Here is a 21,968-nt window from a genome sequence, read left to right as displayed (position 1 = left end):
CTTGGCTCATTCTATACAGTCGACCGCCAGACCTGCCGCGGAGGACGAGTGGACGTATCGCTGACCCTGTGGGTGTTCACGATCGTGGGCCTGTGCGCCCTGATCGGCACCGACTTCTTCATCGGCCGCAAGCCCCACGAGGTGTCGCTCAAGGAGGCCGGCGTCTGGACGGTCGTCTGGGTCGCCCTCGCCGGGCTCTTCGGCGTCGGGCTGTTGATCTGGGGCGGCGGCCAGGCGTCCGGTGAGTTCTTCGCCGGCTACGTCACCGAGAAGTCGCTGAGCGTCGACAACCTCTTCGTCTTCGTGATCATCATGGGCAAGTTCGCGGTGCCGCCGAAGTACCAGGCCCGGGTGCTCATGGTCGGCGTCCTCATCGCGCTGGTGATGCGCGCCGCCTTCATCGCCGCGGGCGCCGCGCTGATCGCGTCCTTCTCCTGGGTGTTCTACATCTTCGGCGCGTTCCTCATCTACACCGCCTGGAAGCTCGTCGAGGAGGCCAGGGCCGGGGAAGAGGAGGGCGAGTGGGAGGAGAACCGGCTGCTCAAGGCGGTCGAGCGGCGCTTCGCGGCCACGGACAAGTACCACGGCACGAAGCTGTTCATCACCGAGAACGGCAAGCGGCTGATGACGCCGATGCTGATCGTCATGCTGGCGATCGGCACGACGGACCTGCTCTTCGCGCTGGACTCCATCCCCGCGATCTTCGGCCTCACCCAGGACCCGTACATCGTCTTCACCGCCAACGCCTTCGCGCTGATGGGCCTGCGGCAGCTCTACTTCCTGATCGGCGGCCTGCTCAGGAAGCTGGTCCACCTCTCGTACGGGCTGTCGGTCATCCTCGGCTTCATCGGCGTGAAGCTGGTGCTCCACGCCCTGCACGAGTCGGGGGTCCACGTCCCCGAGATCAGCACGGCCGTCTCCCTGAGCGTCATCGGCGCCGTCCTGGTCGTCACGACGATCACCTCCCTGCGGGCCTCCCGCCGCCTGGAGGCGCAGCAGCAGAAGGAGCCCGCGGAGGCCCCCCACCCGGGCGCGGGGAACGACTGACGGGCCCACGGTGCGCGTGGGCCGGCCGGGCCATGCCTATGCGTGGTCCTGCACGATGATCTTTCCGGTGTTCTTGCCGCGCAGCATGCCGAGGAATGCGTCCACGATGTGCTCGAATCCGTTCACCACCGTCTGGTCCAGCGCCAGCCGGCCGCTCTGCAGATGGGGGACCGCGAACTCGTACAGCTCGTTCTGCAGGTCGCGGTAGTTGCTGACCAGGAAGCCCTCCATGCGGAGGCTCTTCTCCACGATGTCCGAGTAGTTGAAGTGCGGCGGGGGCGCGTCCGGGGTGTTGTAGCGGCTGATGGTGCCGATTCGGACGATGCGCCCGAACTCGCGCAGTGCGCCCACCGCGGCGGCCAGTTGTTCGCCGCCGACGTTGTCGACGAAGACGTCGATGCCGTCCGGCGCAGCCTTGGCGAGCAGTTCAGCGGCGGGGCCGTCGTGGTAGTCGAATGCCGCGTCGTAGCCCACCTCCCGGGTCAGGTGGTCGACCTTGGCCCCCGAGCCCGCGCTGCCCACAAGCCGGCCGGCGCCCAGCAGCCGGGCGAACCGGCCGGTGGCCGTGCCGACGCCGCCGGCTGCGGCGGAGACGAAGAGGTCGTCGCCCTCGCGGAGCCGGGCGATGCGCGTGAGACCCACGTAGGCGGTCAGTCCGGTGCCGCCGAGCACGCTCAGGTGGGCCGTCAGGGGGATACCGTCGAGGCGGGGGAGTTTGCGGATCTCCTCAGGCCGGACCACGGAGTGCGTGCGCCAGCCCCGCCGGTGGAACACGATCTCGCCCTCGGTGAGTTCCGGCGTCCGCGAGGCGGCGACGCGCCCGAGCGTCCGGCCCTCAAGCGGGGTGTGGAGCGCGAAGCCGCCGGGTACGTCGTCCATCATCTCGCGGTGGTACGGGTCGACGGACCAGTAGAGGTTCTCCACGAGCGCGGTGCCGACCGCAGGGCCGGGAATCGCGGACTCGACGAAGACGAAATCTTGGGTGGTGGGAAAGCCGTGGGGGCGGGCGGTCTGCTGGACGGTGATCGCGCTCTCGGTCATGACCGGACCGTAGGACCGGAATGGAACCCTCGGGCAGGCGGTTGGATTCATGTGACGCCCCGTTCCATGAGCCGTTCTCATACCCCGAGGTGAGCGCCCCGTGGCCCGTATGACCGACACCGATCTCGCTCCGCACGAACTGCGCATCCTGGTCGCGGTTGCGCACGCCGGCGGCTTCTCGGCCGGGGCCGAGGCGCTCGGCCTCACCCAGTCCGCGGTCTCCCACTCGGTGCGCGGCAGCGAGCGCAAGATCGGCGCCGTTCTCTTCGAACGCGGGCGCGGCGGTGCGAGACCCACTCCGGCGGGGGAGAAGGCGGTGGCACACGCGCGCCGTATCCTGCGGCTGCAGGACGTGCTCGTCGCCGAGGCGCGGGGAGCCGCCCGGTCCGAGGCGGCGCAGGGCCCGGAGGGGCCGCTGCGGATCGCGGCCTTCCGCAGCACCGCGCTGCACCTGCTGCCGCCGGTCCTGGAGCGGCTGCGCGCGCGGTATCCCGGGATCGAGCCGCAGGTGCGGATCGTCCGTGAGCGCGGGCGCGGCACGGCGGGCGAGGTGGCCGACGGACGGTCGGATCTCGCCATCGCCACCTTGGACGGAGCGCAACTGCCGGCGGGGCTGGTGGCGAGCGGGCTCTTCGAAGAGAGCTACTCCCTTGTGCATCCGGCCGGACATCCGGCCCCGCGCTCGCTGCCGCTGGTCGACTGGATGGAGAACTGCGGCTCGTACACGCGCGCCTGGTGGGGAGCGCAGGACTGGATCCCGAAGGCCACGATCGAGGCCGAGGACGACGGAGCGGTGCTCTCACTCGTGAGCCGGGGGCACGGAATGGCGATCATGCCCGCGCTCTCCCTGGCCGGAGCACCGGACTCGATCGAGATCACCGATCTCGGTCCGGAGCGCCCGACACGCCGTGTCGGCTATGTGACCACCCCGGAACTCGCCGGCTCCGCCGTCGTGCGTGCTCTGGTACGGGAGCTGCGGGCCGCCGGCTCCGCCGTGTGACCGGGAAGCGGCGGCCCGGGATCACCGTGTCAGCGGGGCTCCTGGGTGGCCGCGAAGGCGAGGAACGAGGTCCATGCCTCGGGCGAGACGGTGAGTATGGGGCCTGAGGGATCTTTGGAGTCGCGCACGTGCACTCGCTCGGGCGCGACGGCCACCTCTACGCAGTCACCGCCGCCGGATCCGCTGTAGCTGCTCTTCGTCCACGCGACGGCCACCTCTACGCATTCGCCGCCGTCGGATCCGCTGTAGCTGCTCTTCACCCAAGCCAACTCACGCGAACTGCCGGTGTCTGCTGCCTGCTTCACGCTCATAGCTCCCCTGCCAGGCGGTCGATGAACTGTGCCGATTCATCGGGGCTCAGTGCCAGTGAGCGCATCTTTCCATACCGGTGCGTAAACGCGCTGACACGGTCAGCGTCGGAGACGACGAACCCGGCCTCCTGCGACTCCACGTACCCCACCACCTCGTGCTCGGCCGTCTCCATGATGACCATGGGCCCGTTGAGCCCGGGATGGAAGCCGCGGGTCCAGGGCATCACCAGGATCTCCACATGCGGCAGTTCCCCGTGCTTGAGCAGCGCCTTCAACTGCTCGCGCTGCACCCGCTTCCCGCCCACCAGGTTGCGCAGCGCCGCCTCGCCGATGATGAAGCACAGCTCCACCGGCTTCTTCCGCGTGAGAAGCCGCTGCCGCGCCAGCCGGGCCTCCACGCTCTGCTCGATCTCCTCCTCGGACAGCGGCGGACAGTGCGCCGAGAACAACGCCCGCGCGTAGTCCTCCGTCTGCAACAGCCCCGGCACCAGCAGCGGGTCCCAGCCGTACCGGCTCAGCGCCTCCTCCTCCAGCAGCGCGACATCCTGGAAGAACTCCGGCAGCTTCGCCCGGTCCACCTCCTCCTGGAGCGCCATCAGCGTGCCCTGCGCGTCGAGTTCCCGCTCCGCGCCCCGGGTGAAGGCGATCTTCGCCGGCCGCCTGGCCTGCTCGATGCCGCCGACTGTTTCGCAGGAGTACCCCACCGCGTCGGCGAGTTGGGCCTGCGTCATGCCCGCCCGCGTGCGGTGGAGTTTGACCAGCTTGCCGTATCCGACCCAGATAGCCGGTGGTGCGTCCTTCTCCTTCTTGGCCCGCCTGTCCGCCTTCCGCTGGTGCCGTGCCTGCTCGCTGCCGCCCGTGGCCATACGCGTCACTCCCTGTGAGATGCCGACGCCGTCAGGCTGTTGACGTAATCGAGTGACTACCCTGCGAAGTTGGAATTCGCCACCCCCGAGCCACCCTCCAGGGGGACTTCGGCTGCCACCAGCCGCGTTTCCGCCGGATGCCCGGGGGGAAGCCGTCAGCGCGTGACCGCGCGGCGGCTCCCCTCCGTCACATCCCGCCGCAAGCGGTCAGGTGCCGGCGATGCCGAAGAACGACACGGCCGCGCCCGCCATGCCGCTCATGGGCAGGCTGTGGCCGGCGCCTTGGACGCTGACGGCCTCGACCCGCACCGTTCCGCCCGAGTCGGCGAAGCGGTCCCGCGTCCAGCCGGGCTGCGGCTGGTCCGTCGAGGTCGGGGTCCGGCTCAGCCCGAAGACGTCGGTCCATTGATCGACCGCTTCCCCCTGAAGCTGGTACGGCACGAGGGGGTCTGCGGTTCCGTGCCAGAGCTGCACCCGGGGGCGGTCACCGGCATAGCCCGGGTACGCCGCGCGGACCGCGTCACCCCACTCCTGCGAGGTCCTGTCCATGCTGCCGTTGACGCACTGGCTCGTCCAGGGCGGGAAATCGGCCTCGTTGGCGAAGCAGGTGAAGGGAACGCCCATGAACGACGCCCCGGCCTTGAACACGTCCGGATAGACGGCGAGGAGGGCTTGCGTCTCCATTCCGCCGGACGAGCTGCCGGTGGCGAAGACCCGTGCGGGATCGCCGCCGTACTGCCGTTCCGCGTAGCCGACCATGGAGACGATCGACGCGGGATCGCTGCCGCCGCCGTGCGTCTTGGACTCCGGTGACCACACGTCGAAGCAGTTGCCCATCGCCGTCTGCTTCGTCGCGGTCGGGTAGATGACGACGAACCCGTACTGATCGGCCAGCGAGCTGAACTCGCTGGACCCGGCGAAGCCGGGGCCCGATCCGCCGCATCCGTGCATGGCGACAACGATCGCCGGGCTGGCGGAAGTGGTATCCGGGACGTAGATGTGCATACGTAGATTGCCGGGATTGTCGCCGAAGTCGGTGACCTCGACGAGTTCGGCCGCGGTTGCCGGCGCTGGGGCGGCGATTCCGGCGAGGGTGATCAGCAGGCCGCTGGCCAGGGTGGCGAGAGCGGCTCTGATGCGAGTCATGCTGCCTCCTGTTCTGGCCCCGCTCGCATCAAGTTAGGCAGCTCTGTAACGACCGTCAATGATGTGTCAAATATTGGCCGAAGCGTGCTGTTCCCCTGCGTCTGCGATGGTCGCGAGCCACGCCGCGGCGAGTTCGTCCGAGGGGCCGATCAGCTCGGCCTGCAGGGTCCGGAACATCTCCTGTGCCCGCACCCCCGGCCACTCCGGCGGCAGCAGTGCGGGTGGCAGCCGCGGGTCCTGGCGGATCAGCAGCAACCACTCCGCCGTCATCCGCGTACGCTGCGACAGCGCGTCCAGCTCGCCGAAGGCACCGCTCGACCAGCGGTCGAGGAAGCCCCGGTAGCTCGTGGCGAGCGCCCGCAGGTCCCACGCCTCCCGGGCGATCTTCGCCGGGTCGCTCCACATCGCCGCCTCGCCCCGGAAGGCCGACGCATGGTCGAGCAGGTCCAGTTCGGACAGCACCTGCGAGACGTCCGCCGTACCCGGCGAGACCCATAGCCCACTGCGCAGGGGAGCGAACCCGGCCCACCCCAGCCGGGTCCGGAGGGCGTGACGGTCGGCACGCCGCGTCTCCGGCACGGAGAACGCCAGCAGAGTCCAGCGGCCGTCCCATTCCCGGTCCACGATCTCGGCCGCCAGCTTGCGCTGGCCGTCGCGCAGCACCGCGACCCCGCGCGGTGCGAGCCCGAAGTAGACCTGACGGCCGCGGCGTATGGGCCGCAGGAGGTCGCGCCGCGCCATCCGGGCCAGGGTGGCGCGCGTGGCATGCTCCCCGATCCCCAGTCGGTCCAGCGCCGCGATGACGCTGCCCGCGGAGACGGCCACGCCGCGGCCGAGCACCTGGTCGCCGAAGAGGGCAAGCAGAAGCGTTTGGGGTCGCACGACCCGCCCGATGTCGTCCGGGGTCTCCACCGGCTCCCTCCAGGCGTCGAGTGCGTGTAGGTGGACGAAAGTCGGCCCCGGTGGGCGGTTTGCCCTAGTTTTGCGGGTGGGTTACCGCGAGTTTGTCGCGGCGAGGCGCATGGGGGGGGACGCCCCCGGGCGCATGGCGCCGGGCCCGCTGCACCACTCGGCCGGACGCCATCGCAGGTTGCCTTCGCCGTGGGCGCCGGCCGCTCAGATCTTCGCCCTCACCAGCCGCGTTCGCGCCACTCCGCCAGGTGCGGGCGCTCCGCGCCCAGGGTGGTGTCGTCGCCGTGGCCCGGGTAGACCCAGGTCTCGTCCGGGAGGTCGCCGAAGATCTTGGTCTCCACGTCGTGCAGCAGGGACGTGAAGCGCTCCGAGTCGCCCCAGGTGTTGCCCACGCCACCCGGAAAAAGACAGTCTCCGGTGAAGATGTGCGGGTGGCCGTGGGGGTCGTCGTAGACCAGGGCGATGGAGCCCGGGGTGTGGCCGACGAGGTGGCGGGCGGTGAGGGTGATGCGGCCCACCGTGATCGTGTCGCCGTCGTCCACGAGGACGTCCGTGGGGACGTCGATGTCGGCGGCGTCCGCGCGGCCCGCGTAGGTGCGGGCGCCCGTGGCCGCGACGACCGGGGCCAGGGCCTGCCAGTGGTCGCCGTGGCCGTGGGTGGTGACGGCGGAGGTGATGCCGTCGGGGCCGATGAGGGTGAGCAGCGTGTGGGGCTCGTTCGCGGCGTCGATCAGCAACTGCTCGTCCGTCGCGCGGCAGCGCAGCAGATAGGCGTTGTTGTTCATCGGCCCGACGGCGACCTTGGAGATCATCAGGTCCGTCAGCTCGTGCACGTCGGCGGCGCCGCCGACGGTGACCTTGCCCGTGTACGACATGGGGTCAGCATCTCAGAGCGGGGGCAGGGTCGGCAGCACGGCGCCGCTCTCGGTGCGCAGGCCCGTGCCCGTGGTGCGGCCGGCGAGCCAGCCCATCAGGGCGTACGGGGCGCCGGTGACCTGCACCGGAGTGCCGGTGGACGGCGGGGCGCCGGTGGTCCAGGTCTGTCCGCCGGGGGCCGAGAGGGTCAGGGGCGGGACCTCCTCGTTGCCCGCGAAGCGGGCGGTGAGGAAGTCGATCTCCCGGCCCACGAAGTCCGCCGGGAGCTGGTCCAGCGTGTAGCCCGCGTCGAGGTCCACGTGGTGCAGCTCCACCTCCACCAGCCGCCGGAACGGGATCCGCGCCATGACGTCCGTCACGCCGCCCCGCAGCTCGCAGCGGGCCGACCAGCCGTCCGCCGGGATGTCCGCCGCCGTCTGCTCCAGCCGGGCCGCCGTCGCCCGTACGTCGTCGAGCTGCTCGGCGAGCGGGCGGGGGGCGCCGGCCTCGATGTCGGCGTCGCGGATCTCGGCGGTGGCGTACATGGGGCGGCCGGAGAGCACGTTGACCAGGGCGTCCGCGTTGCGGGCGAGGTGGGCGAGCACGTGGCCGCGGGTCCAGCCGGGGAGCGCGCTGGGCGCGCGGAGCGCGGCGTCGTCCAGGCGGGCGGCGCGGTCGAGGAGGCTGTCGGTGGCAGCTTTGAGGATGGCCATGTCGCGTACGGGGTCGTGCGTGCGACCTGCGGTTTCTGTCATCGGATCCCCTGGGGACGAGCGGGTGGGAATGCTGGGCAGGACGTCGTTGTCAGACCCAGACGTTAGCGTGTGGCCCGATGGGAGAAAGCCGCGGACAGCTCCGCGGCAACCCCCATACGCTTGACAAGGGGTGCCGCCCGCCCGGACGGTCCCCGCCGCTTATCAAGAAAGGTCCGACCGGCGTGGCCGACCGTCTCCTCGTCCGTGGCGCTCGCGAGCACAATCTGAAGAACGTCTCCATCGACCTGCCCCGCGACTCCCTCATCGTCTTCACGGGACTCTCGGGGTCCGGCAAGTCATCCCTGGCGTTCGACACGATCTTCGCCGAGGGCCAGCGCCGCTACGTCGAGTCGCTGTCCAGCTACGCCCGGCAGTTCCTCGGCCAGATGGACAAGCCGGACGTCGACTTCATCGAGGGCCTCTCGCCGGCCGTCTCGATCGACCAGAAGTCCACGTCGCGCAACCCGCGGTCCACGGTCGGCACGATCACCGAGGTCTACGACTACCTGCGGCTGCTCTTCGCCCGTATCGGCAAGCCGCACTGCCCCCAGTGCGGCCGGCCGATCACCCGGCAGTCGCCGCAGGCCATCGTGGACAAGGTGCTCGCGCTGCCCGAGGGCAGCCGCTTCCAGGTGCTGTCGCCGCTGGTGCGCGAGCGCAAGGGCGAGTTCGCGGACCTCTTCTCCGACCTGCAGTCGAAGGGGTACAGCCGGGCGCGGGTCGACGGGCAGACGTCCTCGCTGACCGACCCGCCCAAGCTGAAGAAGCAGGAGAAGCACACGATCGAGGTGGTCGTCGACCGCCTCACGGTCAAGGAGAGCGCCAAGCGGCGGCTGACCGACTCCGTCGAGACGGCCCTCGGGCTCTCCGGCGGCATGGTCATCCTCGACTTCGTCGACCTGGACGCGGACGACCCGGACCGCGAGCGGATGTACTCCGAGCATCTCTACTGCCCGTACGACGACCTGTCGTTCGAGGAGCTGGAGCCGCGTTCCTTCTCCTTCAACTCGCCGTTCGGCGCCTGCCCCGACTGCACGGGTATCGGCAGCCGGATGGAGGTCGACCCGGAGCTGATCGTCCCCGACCCGGACAAGTCGCTGGACGAGGGCGCCATCCACCCGTGGTCGCACGGGCACACCAAGGATTACTTCGCCCGGATCGTCGGGGCGCTCGCCGACGACCTCGGCTTCCGTACGGACATCCCGTGGGCGGGGCTGCCGCAGCGGGCGCAGAAGGCGCTGCTCCAGGGGCACCGGACGAAGATCGAGGTGCGCTACCGCAACCGGTACGGGCGCGAGAGGTCGTACACCACGGCCTTCGAGGGCGCCGTGCCGTTCGTCAAGCGGCGGCACGCGGAGGCGGAGAGCGACTCCAGCCGCGAGCGCTTCGAGGGGTACATGAGGGAGGTCCCCTGCCCGACCTGCAACGGGACGCGGCTGAAGCCGGTGGTCCTCGCGGTCACGGTGCAGGACAGGTCGATCGCCGACATCTCGGCGATGTCGATCAGCGACTGCGCCGACTTCCTCGGCGCGATGGAGCTGACCGACCGGGAGAAGACCATCGCCGAGCGGGTGCTGAAGGAGGTCAACGAGCGGCTGCGCTTCCTGGTCGACGTGGGCCTGGACTACCTCTCGCTCAACCGCGCCGCCGGCACCCTCTCCGGCGGTGAGGCCCAGCGCATCCGGCTCGCCACACAGATCGGCTCCGGCCTCGTCGGCGTGCTGTACGTGCTGGACGAGCCGTCCATCGGGCTGCACCAGCGGGACAACCACCGGCTGATCGAGACCCTGGTCCGGCTGCGCAACCTGGGGAACACGCTGATCGTCGTCGAGCACGACGAGGACACCATCAAGACCGCCGACTGGGTCGTCGACATCGGCCCCGGCGCCGGCGAGCACGGCGGCACGGTGGTCCACAGCGGTTCGCTCAAGGAACTGCTGGACAACGACGCCTCGCTCACCGGGCAGTACCTGTCGGGGAAGAAGGAGATCCCGACGCCGGAGATCCGGCGGCCGGTCGACGGCAATCGGGAACTCGTGGTCCGCGGGGCGCGGGAGAACAATCTGCAGGACATCGACGTGGCCTTCCCGCTCGGGGTGCTCACGGCGGTCACGGGCGTCTCCGGGTCGGGGAAGTCGACGCTGGTCAACGACATCCTGTACACGCATCTCGCGCGTGAGCTGAACGGCGCGCGGAGCGTGCCCGGGCGGCACACCCGGGTCGACGGGGACGACCTGGTGGACAAGGTGGTGCACGTCGACCAGTCGCCCATCGGCCGTACGCCGCGGTCCAACCCCGCGACGTACACGGGCGTCTTCGACCACGTCCGCAAGCTGTTCGCGGAGACGACGGAGGCGAAGGTCCGCGGCTATCAGCCGGGCCGGTTCTCCTTCAACGTCAAGGGCGGTCGCTGCGAGAACTGCTCCGGCGACGGCACGATCAAGATCGAGATGAACTTCCTCCCGGACGTGTACGTGCCGTGCGAGGTCTGCCACGGGGCGCGGTACAACCGCGAGACCCTGGACGTGCACTACAAGGGCAGGTCCATCGCCGAGGTGCTGGACATGCCGATCGAGGAGGCGCTGTCCTTCTTCGAGGCGGTGCCGGCCATCGCCCGCCACCTCAAGACGCTCAACGAGGTGGGCCTCGGGTACGTGCGGCTGGGCCAGCCGGCGCCGACGCTGTCGGGCGGCGAGGCGCAGCGGGTGAAGCTGTCGAGCGAGCTGCAGAAGCGCTCGACGGGCCGCACGGTGTACGTGCTGGACGAGCCCACGACGGGGCTGCACTTCGAGGACATCAAGAAGCTGATAGGAGTGCTGACCGGGCTGGTCGACAAGGGCAACACGGTGATCGTCATCGAGCACAACCTGGACGTCATCAAGACCGCCGACTGGGTCGTCGACCTCGGCCCGGAGGGCGGCAGCGGTGGCGGCCTGGTGGTGGCGGAGGGCGCACCGGAGGAGGTGGCGGCGATGCCGGCCAGCCACACCGGGAAGTTCCTGCGGGAGATCCTGGGCGACCGGGTGAGCGACTCGCCGCCGGCCCGTAAGCGTGCGACCGCCAAAAAGGCGGCGGCGGGCGCGAAGTCGACGGCGGCCAAGGCCCCCGCCAAGAAGGCGGCGGCCAAGAAGACGGCGACGAAGAAGGCGGCCACGAAGAAGGCGGCGGCGAAGGGGCGCGGCTGAGGGTCAGGCCCGGCGCGCTACCCCAGCCGTGCTGCCGTGTGCAGGCGGCGTAGCCGCGTCGCCTCGCGGGCCGCGCCACGCCGGTCCGCCTGCCGCGGGCGGCCAAGGGGCGCGGCTGACGCGCCGGTCCGGCGTGCGGCCGGCCGCACGCCGGACCGCTCACTATCGCTGCCGCGTCACCCCGCGCAGTTCTGCTGGGCGCCGCAGCCCTGCGCGGTGCCCGCGCGCCGCCGTGTCACGGCGACACGCCCGCCGCGTTCCACCTGGTACGGGCCCGCCTGACTCGATCTCAAATGACGGACCGACGGCGGGAATTGTTCGGGCGGAGTTTGCGCGCGCCCTCTGGTGTAGACCACTTTCCACTGCCAGGCTGTGGCCCGCCGTGCGCAAGAAGCGTGCGTTCCCGTGTCGTTCCAAGGAGAAACCGTGCTCAGAGCGGGAGTACGCAGTAAACCCTTCCGACCCAGGGCCGTCGCGGCAGCGGCGGCTTCCTTGTTGCTCCTCGGGGCCCCCGCGGCCGTCGGCCAGGAGCAGCCGGCCGGCGCCGCCGGGGCCGTCTCCGTACCGGCCGGCGAGGGCATGGACATCGCCTCCACATCGCGGCCCGTCGCCCCCGGCATGGAGCTGACGTCCTTCGAGCGGCTGGAGACCGACAAGTGGCTCAAGGCCGACGCCCTCAGCGTCGACCTGGGGGCCGGCACCCGCGTCGACTACCTCGGCGGTGCGGTCTCCGACCGCGCGCCGGTCTCCGAACTGGCCGCCGAGCACGACCCCGGCCCCGGCCGCACCACCGTCGCGGCCATCAACGCCGACTTCTTCGACATCAACGAGACCGGCGCCCCCCTCGGCCCCGGCGTCGAGGAGGGCCGCGCCACGCACTCGCCCGCGCCCGGCGTCTCCGAGGCGGTCGGCGTCGGCCCCGACCAGGCGGGCCGCGTGCTCGACCTCTACTTCGACGGCACCCTGACCCTCCCCGACGGCGAGCACCCCCTCGGCGGCCACAACGCGGCCAACGTCCCCGCGGACGGCATCGGCGCGTACAACGCCCAGTGGGGCGAGGCCGACCGCGCCCTGACGGTCGACGGGGCCACCGAGGTCACCGAGGTCGCCGTGCGGGACGGCAAGGTCACCGAGGTGACCGCCGGGCCCGGGAAGGGCGCGATAGCCGAAGGCACCACGGTGCTGGTCGGCCGCGACACCGGTGCCAAGGTCCTCGCCCAACTCCAGCCGGGCGACGCGGCGCAGGTCGAGTACGACGTCCGCACAGACGACGGCAGCCCCGTGCCCCGTACCGCCGTCGGCGGTCGCGGCGTCCTCGTCGAGGACGGCGTGCCGCAGGACTGGGAGGGCCGGCCGAACAACACCGCCGCCCCCCGCACCGCGGTCGGCTTCTCCAAGGACGGCGGCACCATGCACGTGCTGACCGTGGACGGCCGCCAGGCGGACGCCGGCGGCGTCACGCTCACGCAACTGGCCCGGATGATGGATGCCCTCGGCGCGTACGACGCGCTGAACCTCGACGGCGGCGGCTCCTCCACCCTCGTCGCCCGCGCGCCCGGCTCCGACGAGCGGTTCGTGGAGAACTCGCCGTCCGACGGCGCCGAGCGGGAGGTCCCCAACGGCCTGGCGTTCACCGCCCCCGGCGGCAGCGGCACGCTCAAGGACTTCCGCGTCACCACCGCCGCGGACCCCGCGCTCGCGCCCGGCCTCGACCCGGTGCCCGGCGGCCACCCCGACCGGGTGTTCCCGGGCCTGACCCGCGACCTCGACGCCGCCGGCTACGACGAGACGTACGGCCCCGCCGCCGGCCGCCCGTCGTGGTCCAGCGACCGCGAAGGCGTCGGAGGCGTCGACGGCGACGGTACGTTCACCGCCCGCAGCGGCGGCACCGCGGAGGTCACCGCCCGCCGCGGCGAAGCGGCGGGGAGCATCCGGCTGACCGTCCTCGACCGGCTGGAGCGGATCACGCCCACCGGCGAGCGCGTCGGCCTCGCCGGCCCCGAGGACGAGGCGGCCTTCGGCATCGTCGGCCGCGACGCCCACGGCGCCAGCGCACCCGTCGACCCCGCCGACGTACGCCTCGACTACGACCGCGCCCTGTTCGACGTCGCCCCGGACGCCCGCACCGGCGGCTTCACCGTCCGCGCCCGCACCACCGAGCCGACGGCGTCCGGCGTGCTCAAAGCGACGGTGCAGGGCAAGGTCACGCACGTCGCCCTGACCGTCGGGCTCACCGAGACGCAGCTGGCGGACTTCGAGGACGCGGCCGACTGGAAGTTCTCCACGGCCCGCGCCACCGGCTCGCTCGCACTGGAGCCCGAGGGGCACACGGGCGCCGGGATGAAGATCGCGTACGACTTCTCCCAGTCCACCGCCACCCGCGCCGCCTACGCCACGCCGCCGCAGCGCATCGACATCCCCGGCCAGCCGCTGAGCTTCGGGCTGTGGATCAAGGGCGACGGCAAGGGCGCCTGGCCGTCGCTGCACCTGAAGGACGGTGCCGGCGCCGACCTCGTGCTCCGCGGCGACTACATCACCTGGCAGGGCTGGAAGCAGGTCGTCTTCCAGGTCCCGGAGGGCACCCAGTACCCGCTGTCCGTCTTCCGCTTCTACGTGGCGGAGACCAAGCCCGCCAGCCAGTACAGCAGCGAGCTCGTCATAGACGAGCTGACCGCGCAGAGCCCGCCCGGGGTCGACCTGCCCCGCACGGCGGCGCACCGCGACCCGCTGATCGACTCCGCTGCCGAGACGGCGGGCCGGGACTGGCAGTACGCGGTGATGTCCGACGCGCAGTTCGTCGCCCGCGAACCGGACAGCGCCATCGTCCGGCAGACCCGGCGCACGCTGCGGGAGATCAGGGCGGCCCGGCCGGACTTCCTCATCGTGGGCGGCGACCTGGTCGACGAGGGCTCGCCCGAGGACCTGACGTTCGCCCGCGGAATACTGGAAGAGGAACTCGGCGACGCCGTGCCCTGGTACTACGTGCCCGGCAACCACGAGGTGATGGGCGGCTCCGTCGAGAACTTCGTCGCCGAGTTCGGCCCCGCGCAGCGGACGTTCGACCACAAGGGAACCCGCTTCCTCACCCTCGACACCTCGTCGCTGACGCTCCGCGGCGGCGGCTACGCGCAGATCGCGGAGCTGAAGCGGCAGTTGGAGGCGGCGGCTAAGGACCCGTCAGTGCGCTCCGTGACCGTCGTCCAGCACGTGCCGCCGCGCGACCCGACCGCGCAGCGCGCCAGCCAGCTCAGCGACCGCAAGGAGGCGCGGGTGCTGGAGGACTGGCTCGCGGACTTCCGGGCCCGTACGGGCAAGGGCGCGGCGTTCGTCGGCGGGCACGTCGGCACCTTCCACGCCGAGCACGTCGACGGCGTGCCGTACCTGATCAACGGCAACTCCGGGAAGGCCCCGGCCACCCCGCCCGGCGAGGGCGGCTTCTCCGGCTGGTCGCTGATCGGCGTCGACGAGGTGTCGGGCGACGAGCAGCAGCAGGCGCGGACCGCGCCGCACCGCGGGCTGCCCGACTGGGTCTCCGTGCAGACCCGGCCGCACGTGGACGGGCTGGCCCTGGCCGCGCCCGAGGTCCGCGTGGGCGGCTCGGCGGCGGCGACGGCGTCGGTCACGCAGGGCGCGCGGCAGGTGCCGGTGGCCTGGCCGGTCAGCGCGGACTGGTCCGGTACGGACCGGCTGCACATCGGCCCGCCGCGGGAGGCGGACCGGAGTGACATCGCGGCGTACGACCCGGCCACCGGCGAGGTGACGGGGCTGCGGCCGGGGACGGTCACGCTGACGGTGACGGTCAACGGCGTCACGCAGGGGGACCAGGTGACGGTCACCCGGTAGCGGGCGGGCGGTCGCGGGGTCCTGCGGGGCCCCGCGACCGCACCGGAGCCGTCAGCCGTCCGCGAACTCCGCCAGCTCCGCCGCGTACGGCGGCTCGGCGCCCGCGCGCGAGCAGGTGATCGCCGCCGCCCGGGCGGCGTGGCCGAGGGCGGCGCGCCAGCCGGCGGGGTCGAGGCCCGCCAGGGCACCGGGGGCGAGGGCGTCGTGGGCGTCGAGCCAGTGCAGCAGCGCGGCGTTGACGGTGTCGCCGGCGCCGATGGTGTCGACGACGTCGACCGGCGGCGCGGCCACGTCGTACCGCTCAAGACCTTGCGTCACCACCCCCGTCAGCCCCTCGCCACCGCGGGTCAGCACCGCCGCCCGCGGGCCCGACCTCAGCCACTCCGGCAGCGCCTCGGTCCACGGCCGCCCGCCGGCGAGCCACTGCGCGTCCTCCACCGACAGCTTCAGCAGCGCCACGTGCGGCAGCCAGGAGCGGAAGCGGGCGCGGTAGGCGTCGGCGTCCGCGATGAGCCCGGCCCTGATGTTCGGGTCGAGAAGGGTGAACACCCCGTCCGCGGCGGCCCGCTTCAGCAGCGTCTCGTACGCGGTCGCCCCCGGCTCCAGCACCAGCGAGCAGGTCCCCACCGCCAGCGCCCGCACGCCGGCGGTCAGCGCGTCCGGCGCCTGGAACAGCCGGTCGGCCGTGCCCTCGGCGTAGAAGCGGAAGCCCGCGGAGCCGTCCGGGCTGACGTCGGCGACGGCCAGCGTCGTGGGCTCCGCCCCCCGCTGTACGAGGCCGGTGTCCACCCCCGCCGCCTCAAGACCGGCCATGAGCGCCGCCCCGAAGGCGTCCGTGGAGACCCGCGAGGCGAACGCCACGTCCGCCCCGAGCCGCCCCAGGGCCACCGCCGTGTTGTACGGCCCGCCGCCGCGCACCGGCTGCAACTGGGGCAGCACGCCCCCGCCTCCGCCCGGTACGAGATCGATCAGAGCCTCTCCGCCAACCACGATCATGCGCCAAGTATGGCCGCACCCCGGCCCACACCGGCTGCCCGTATCACCGCGGTCCGCGGCCCGCTTCCTGCCCGCACGGTCACCCGGCGGCAGCGGCTCGCGGAAGGGCACGCTCTCAGCGCCTCCGCCTCCGCCTCCGCCGGCGCCGGTCGGCGGGGCGCTCCGGCGGCCAGACGATGCCCGCCTCCGCCAGCAGCCGGCTCGCCCTCTTGCGCGTACGCCGCGTGGTGACCTTGCTCAGCGAGTACGCGGTGACCAGGAGCGCGGCGAGGACGCCGTCGATGACCGGGACCGTCTGCAGGTAGCCACGGACGGAGTCCGCATAGAAGGCGCCGGTCACCGCGACGAGCACTATCCACAGAAGCAGGGTGACCACGAAGTGGCGCCTGCGCTTCCTGACGAAGGACGACTCTGTCACGTCCAGCAGGAACGGCGCGAACAGCACGTCGACTTCGGGCTTGACCTCCGGAAGGGGGACCAGCCGCCGGCGGCCGGGGCGCATGCCCGGGAGCCGCCCGCCGCGCTCTGCGTCCGGATGGAGCTGTACGGTGCGCTCCAGCCGGTCGGCGGCGTCCGGCAGCCGCCGGAAGACGAGGGTCGGGGCGGAGGCTGCGGGGTGGGAGACGACGCCGTCGTATCGGTAGCCGTGCTGCTCGGCGACGTAGACGAAGGCCGCCAGCCTGCGGGGCCTGACCCACGGGCTGCGCAGGTGATGTGTCGGCCTGCCCTGCCGCGCGCTGCGAAGGAGAGAGGTGAGTTCCCGCCGCACCGCCACCCGAGCCTCCTCGATATCGAACACCCGCCCGGCCTGTGCACAGGGGCAGCGGAACCGGACCCGCTTTCGATAGCTTCCTACGGCGAGATGCGATGGTGCGCGGAAAGGACGGGGGAGGTTTGAGTGGGGAACCGGCCGACGGACTGGCATGTCCTGGACCTGGATGACGATCCGACGCCCGGCGACCCGGACCGGGTGAAGCAACTCGCCCGTGAGCTGCACGACTTCGCGGACGATGTGGCGGATGCGCTGCGGCAGATCAAGGGCATGGCGGGTGAGGATGCGCTGCTGCGGTGGGCGGGGAAGACCGCGAANGCNTTCCAGGANGAGTTCGAGGAAGTNCCCANGAANCTGAAGAANCTNCAGCGGTCGTANGACCTNGCNGGGGANGCNCTGGCNGCGTACTGGCCGAAGCTGGAGCGGGCGCAGTCCCTCGCCGACAAGGCNCTGGCCANGGGNCGGGAGGCGCAGAGNGATCTGACCGCCGCCACCGGCCGNNTGGACTCGGCGGACTCCTGGGTGGACCGGGCCACCGCCAAGACTGAGGAGTATGACGAGAAGGAGGGCAAGGAGAAGCCCGACGAGTCGGAGGTGCGGGCCGCGGCCCGCAACGCCACCGATGCCAAGTCTGCGCGCGCCTCTGCCCAGACGGCCGTCGACAATGCCGAGTCGGGTCTTGAAGCGGCCAAGAAGATGGCCGCCGACGCGAAGAAGATGCGTGAGGATGCCGCCGACGAAGCCAAGGACAAGCTGGAGGACGCCTCCGACGCCGGGATTCAGAACCGTAAGTGGTGGGAGAAGGCGGTCGACTGGGTCAAGGACAACTGGGACACCATCGTCAACGTCTGCAAGGTCATCGTCGCGGTCCTGGGCATCGTCGTCCTGATCATCGGCGGGCCCCTTGCATGGGTGGTCCTGGCCGCCGCGCTGGTCGTCCTTGCCGACACCCTGATGAAGTACATGAACGGCGAAGCCTCCCTGTGGGACGTCGCCTTCGCCGCCCTGGACTGCATCCCCGGCATGAAGGGCCTGACCACCCTCGGCGGCCTCGCCAAGGGCCTGAAGGGACTCAAGGGCGGGCTGGCCGGGCTGAAGGGCATGAAGTCCGCGGTGCTGGGCCTCGCCAGGCGCGGCGGCGACATGCTCGCCGACGGTGCCAAGGGCGCGTACAGCCGGCTCAAGAACATCGTCAGCAAGGGCATCAGCGACCCCGTCGACATGGCGTCGGGGAAGATGTTCCTGCCCCAGACCGACATCGTCCTGCCCGGGGCGCTGCCGCTGGTCTTCTCCCGCCGGGCGGAGTCCGGTTACTACGCGGGCCGCTGGTTCGGGCCGTCCTGGTCCTCCACCGTCGACCAGCACCTGGAGTGCGACGACGAGCGCATCGTCTTCGTCACCGAGGACGGCCTGCTGCTGGCCTACCCCCACCCCCGCCCCGACGCCCAGGACGCCTTCGCCCTGCCCGACTCCGGCCCGCGCTGGCCCCTGCGCCCGACGACGGCCGGCGGCTACGCCGTCACCGACCCCGCGACCGGCCACACCCGCCGCTTCGCCCCGCCCGACCCCGCGGGGCTGGCGCTGATCGAGCAGATATCCGACCGCAACGGCCACACGATCACGTTCACGTACGACGAGCAGGGCGCCCCCGTCGGCATCCGCCACTCCGGCGGCTACCACCTCGAACTCACCACAGCCGCCGGCCGCGTCACCGCCCTGACCCTCGCCGGCGCGGCCGACGACGACGTCCAGGACACGGTCGTCAAGCGCTTCGGCTACGACGTCCGCGGCAACCTCACCGAGGACGTCAACTCCTCCGGCCGCCCCCTGCGCTTCGCCTACGACGACCGCCGCCGCATCACCTCCTGGACCGACCGCAACGACCGCAGCTACGACTACGCCTACGACGAGCAGGACCGCTGCGTCTCCGAAGGCGGCGAGGCCGGCCACCTCCGCCTCACCCTCGACTACGCCGGCCCCGACCCGGACACCGGCCACCGCTTCACCACCGCGACCGACGACCGCGGCCACAGCTGGCGCTACCAGGTCAACGACCGCATGCAGGTCGTCGCCGAGACCGATCCCCTCGGCCACACCACCCACCGCACCTGGGACGAGCACCACCGCCTCCGCACCGAGACCGCCCCCGACGGCAGCACCACGTCCTACGCCTACGCCGACGACGGCGCGCTGACCTCCGTCACCCGCCCCGACGGCCGCGCGACCACCGCCGCGTACGACGCGCTGAGCCGGCCCACGGAACTCACCGCCCCCGACGGCGCCGTCTGGCGGCAGGAGTTCGACGAGCGCGGCAACCGCACCGCCGTCGTCGACCCCGGCGGAGCCGTCACGCGCTTCGCGTACGACGACGCCGGCCACCTCGCCGCGGTCACCGACGCCCTCGGGCACGTCACCACGGTGCGCTGCGACGCGACCGGGCTGCCGGTCGCGGTCACCGACCCGCTGGGCGCGGTGACCCGCTACCGCCGCGATCCGTTCGGGCGCCCCGTCGTGGTGACGAACCCGCTCGGCGGCGAGACGCGGTTCGGGTGGACGACGGAGGGCAGGCTCGCCGCCCAGGTGGCGCCGGACGGGTCCGCCGAGGACTGGACGTACGACGGCGAGGGCAACTGCCTCACCCACACCAACGCCGCGGGCCACGTGACGCGCCTCGAGTACACCCACTTCGACCTGCTCGCCGCGCGCACAGAGCCGGACGGCGCGCGGTACGAGTTCGGCTACGACAGCGGGCTGCGGCTCACCGAGGTCGTGAACCCGCACGGCCTCGCCTGGCGCTATCGCTACGACCCGGCGGGCCGCCTGGCGGAGGAGACGGACTTCGACGGCCGGGTGCACCGCTACGGCTACGACGCCCCCGGCCGGCTCGTCCAGCGCACGACGCCGGGCGGCACCGTGATCGACTACGAGCGGGATCCGCTCGGCCGCGCGGTCGCCAAGCGCATCGGCGACCGGGTCACCGCCTACGCCTACGACGCCGCCGGGCGGCTGCTGAGCGTCCGCGACCCCGAGTCGGAGGTCGCGTACGAGCGGGACGCGCTCGGCCGGATCACGGCCGAGTCGGTGGACGGCCGGGTGCTCTCCTTCACCTACGACGCGCTGGGCCGCCGTACGGGCCGCACCACGCCGGGCGGCGTGCAGACGGCGTACGCCCACGACGCGGCCGGCCGCCGCACCGGGGTGACGGCGGCGGGCCACCTGCTGAGCTTCGACCACGACGCGGCCGGGTACGAGGTGCGGCGCGGTGTCGACGGCGGCCTCGCCCTGACCCGGACCTGGGATCCGGCCGGGCGGCTGACCGGCCAGACGCTCACCGGTCCCGGCGCCGAGGTGCTGAGCCGCCGCGCCTACGACCGGCGCTCCGACGGCTGCCTGACGCTGGTCGACGACCTGCTGGCCGGCCGCACCGCCTACGGCCTCGACGCCGTCGGCCGGATCACCACCGTGGACGCCCACGGCTGGTCGGAGCGGTACGCCTATGACGACGCCGGGAACCAGACGCTGGCCCTCTGGCCCGCCGCGCACGGCAGCGTCGCCGGCCCGGAGGAGCGCGCGGGTGCCGACGCGGCCGGCGAGCGCGGCTACGACGGCACCCGCCTCACCCGCGCCGGGCGGTACCGCTACGCGTACGACGCCGCCGGCTGCCTCACCCTGCGGCAGCGGGGCCGCCTGTCGAAGAAGCCGGACACCTGGCGCTTCGGCTACGACGAGGAGAACCGGCTCACCGAGGCCGTCACCCCTGACGGCACCCGCTGGCGCTACCGCTACGACCCCCTCGGCCGCCGGACCTGCAAGCAGCGCCTCTCCAGCGTCGCCGCCGGTGGCGCAACCGGAGACGCCGCCGCAGCCGCAGACGTGGTCGAGCAGACCGACTTCGTCTGGGACGGCGCGGTCCTGGCCGAGCAGACCACGCGCGCGCCCGACCTGCCCCACCACACCACGCTCACCTGGGAGCACGACGGGCACACCCCCGTCGCGCAGTGGGAGCGGCTCACCGACGAGGCCACCCAGGAGGAGATCGACAGCCGTTTCTTCGCCATCGTCACCGACCTCATCGGCACGCCGCGCGAACTCGTCTCGCCGGACGGCGACATCGCCTGGCGGGCCCGCAGCACCCTCTGGGGCGGCACGGCGTGGTCGGCGGACTCCACCGCCTACACGCCCCTGCGGTTCCCGGGCCAGTACTTCGACCCGGAGACGGGCCTCCACTACAACCTGTTCCGCTACTACGACCCGGAGACCGCCCGCTACACCGCCCCCGACCCGCTCGGCCTCGCGCCGGCCCCCAACCCGACGACGTACGTCCACAATCCGCACACCTGGAGCGACCCGCTCGGGCTGGCGCCCGGCTGCGGCGACATCGCGGTCATCGGCCGCCTCGAGGACACCGCCGTCGCCCGGACGTGGCCGGGCCACAACGTGCTGAACATCCCCGACTGGACGATCGCGCGCAACGACCAGTGGGTGCGGGACGTCATTGCCGCCCGGGAGCACGTCTACATCGCGTCGCCGATGACGCGGGCGAACCTCTGGGATGCCGTCAACGCGCGGGAAACGGTCTTCGCCCGCGAACTTAGGATGTTCCGCGACGCAGGCTACGTACAGGTGGGCGACTATCTGATCCCGCCCTCACCCTGAGCCACGAGAGGTCCGAGGATGGAACTGAGTGCCGCCCAGGTCGATGCCGTGGACCCCGGGTCCGCGGCCGGCTACGGTCCGCTGCCGATTCCGTGCCCGCGGGACGAGGAGATCGCGGAGCTGCTGGCGCAGGTGGCGGGACCGGAGGACTTCGGGCAGTTGGCGGGTGTCCTCGACCGGGGCGCGGGGCAGGTGCTGGGCGCCTACGGGGAGCGCATGGCCTCCCTGGCCGTACGCCGCCGGGACCCCGGCGCGGTCCGCAGCGGCCTGCTCGCGTGCGCGCTGGCCGCGGTACAGGCACCGGACATGCGGGAGGTGCTGCCGGCGCTGGTGCTGCTGCACCGGGCCTGCGTGCTGATCGGCGCGGACCCGGCGGAGCTGTTCGCGGACGCGGCGGACGCCGTCACGCCGGAGGTGCGCGACCTGCTCACCGCCGTCCCGCGGCGCTCGCCCGCGGACGTCTCGCCGGCGGCCATGGACTACGCGGAGTCGGCCGACGCGGACGGATTCCGTTTCGTACGGAACTGGTGAGGGCCCCGGCACCGTAGAACACGGCGGGACGGGCGGCGCGCGGTCGCCCGGT

The 21,968-nt window shown here is 72.1% G+C and carries 14 protein-coding genes and 1 pseudogene; 6 read left to right on the top strand and 9 right to left on the bottom strand.

Annotated features, from left to right (window positions below; genetic code table 11):
• The first annotated feature begins 48 nt into the window (after positions 1-48).
• The gene (locus B124_RS07760; RefSeq protein WP_496501927.1) at positions 49-1,047 is read left to right on the top strand and encodes a TerC family protein; all 999 of its coding nucleotides are present in this window, start codon (positions 49-51) and stop codon (positions 1,045-1,047) included.
• Between the two features lie 36 nt (positions 1,048-1,083).
• Here the strand turns inward: B124_RS07760 and B124_RS07755 are convergent, their stop codons facing one another.
• Entirely contained in the window at positions 1,084-2,088 is a 1,005-nt protein-coding gene (locus B124_RS07755) for an NADP-dependent oxidoreductase (protein ID WP_496501926.1), read from the bottom strand.
• A gap of 109 nt (positions 2,089-2,197) precedes the next feature.
• Here B124_RS07755 and B124_RS07750 point away from each other — a divergent pair, with 109 nt between their 5' ends.
• Complete coding sequence (locus B124_RS07750; RefSeq protein ID WP_496501925.1) at positions 2,198-3,088, top strand: LysR family transcriptional regulator; 891 nt, start codon at positions 2,198-2,200, stop codon at positions 3,086-3,088.
• Between the two features lie 29 nt (positions 3,089-3,117).
• Here the strand turns inward: B124_RS07750 and B124_RS07745 are convergent, their stop codons facing one another.
• The 6 genes from B124_RS07745 to B124_RS07720 form a co-directional block, all read right to left on the bottom strand.
• Positions 3,118-3,399 (bottom strand): DUF397 domain-containing protein, encoded by a 282-nt coding sequence (locus tag B124_RS07745; RefSeq protein ID WP_496501924.1) that lies wholly within the window; start codon positions 3,397-3,399, stop codon positions 3,118-3,120.
• Positions 3,396-4,265 (bottom strand): helix-turn-helix domain-containing protein, encoded by an 870-nt coding sequence (locus tag B124_RS07740; protein WP_496501923.1) that lies wholly within the window; start codon positions 4,263-4,265, stop codon positions 3,396-3,398. The genes B124_RS07745 and B124_RS07740 overlap by 4 nt, the downstream gene beginning before the upstream one ends.
• A 207-nt stretch (positions 4,266-4,472) precedes the next feature.
• A complete protein-coding gene (locus B124_RS07735; protein ID WP_496501922.1) occupies positions 4,473-5,411 on the bottom strand; it encodes an extracellular catalytic domain type 1 short-chain-length polyhydroxyalkanoate depolymerase in 939 nt (312 codons plus the stop codon).
• 66 nt (positions 5,412-5,477) lie between these two features.
• A complete protein-coding gene (locus B124_RS07730) occupies positions 5,478-6,323 on the bottom strand; it encodes a PaaX family transcriptional regulator (RefSeq protein ID WP_496501921.1) in 846 nt (281 codons plus the stop codon).
• A 218-nt stretch (positions 6,324-6,541) separates the two neighbouring features.
• Complete coding sequence (locus B124_RS07725; RefSeq protein ID WP_496501920.1) at positions 6,542-7,198, bottom strand: MBL fold metallo-hydrolase; 657 nt, start codon at positions 7,196-7,198, stop codon at positions 6,542-6,544.
• Positions 7,199-7,210: 12 nt separating this feature from the next.
• The gene (locus B124_RS07720; protein ID WP_496502042.1) at positions 7,211-7,891 is read right to left on the bottom strand and encodes a maleylpyruvate isomerase family mycothiol-dependent enzyme; all 681 of its coding nucleotides are present in this window, start codon (positions 7,889-7,891) and stop codon (positions 7,211-7,213) included.
• A gap of 224 nt (positions 7,892-8,115) precedes the next feature.
• Between B124_RS07720 and uvrA the strand changes: the two genes are divergently transcribed.
• A complete protein-coding gene (gene uvrA / locus B124_RS07715; RefSeq protein ID WP_496501919.1) occupies positions 8,116-11,118 on the top strand; it encodes an excinuclease ABC subunit UvrA in 3,003 nt (1,000 codons plus the stop codon).
• A gap of 579 nt (positions 11,119-11,697) precedes the next feature.
• Complete coding sequence (locus B124_RS07710; RefSeq protein WP_496502041.1) at positions 11,698-14,961, top strand: phosphodiester glycosidase family protein; 3,264 nt, start codon at positions 11,698-11,700, stop codon at positions 14,959-14,961.
• A gap of 51 nt (positions 14,962-15,012) precedes the next feature.
• Here B124_RS07710 and B124_RS07705 read toward each other — a convergent pair whose 3' ends face one another.
• Positions 15,013-15,957 carry a carbohydrate kinase family protein gene (locus tag B124_RS07705; RefSeq protein WP_496501918.1) on the bottom strand — a complete coding sequence of 315 codons (945 nt, stop codon included), beginning with the start codon at positions 15,955-15,957 and terminating at the stop codon, positions 15,013-15,015.
• A gap of 115 nt (positions 15,958-16,072) precedes the next feature.
• Positions 16,073-16,732 carry a hypothetical protein gene (locus B124_RS07700; protein ID WP_496501917.1) on the bottom strand — a complete coding sequence of 220 codons (660 nt, stop codon included), beginning with the start codon at positions 16,730-16,732 and terminating at the stop codon, positions 16,073-16,075.
• Positions 16,733-16,855: 123 nt separating this feature from the next.
• Between B124_RS07700 and B124_RS07695 the strand changes: the two are divergent.
• Together B124_RS07695 and B124_RS07690 are read left to right on the top strand one after the other, a co-directional pair.
• Positions 16,856-21,101 (top strand): annotated as a pseudogene (locus tag B124_RS07695) (DUF6531 domain-containing protein); the annotation flags it as partial.
• Between the two features lie 302 nt (positions 21,102-21,403).
• Positions 21,404-21,916 carry a hypothetical protein gene (locus tag B124_RS07690; protein WP_496501916.1) on the top strand — a complete coding sequence of 171 codons (513 nt, stop codon included), beginning with the start codon at positions 21,404-21,406 and terminating at the stop codon, positions 21,914-21,916.
• The last annotated feature ends 52 nt before the right edge of the window (positions 21,917-21,968 follow it).

The sequence above is a fragment of the Streptomyces sp. CNP082 genome (assembly GCF_059570535.1).
This window is presented reverse-complemented; position numbering and strand designations above follow the sequence as displayed.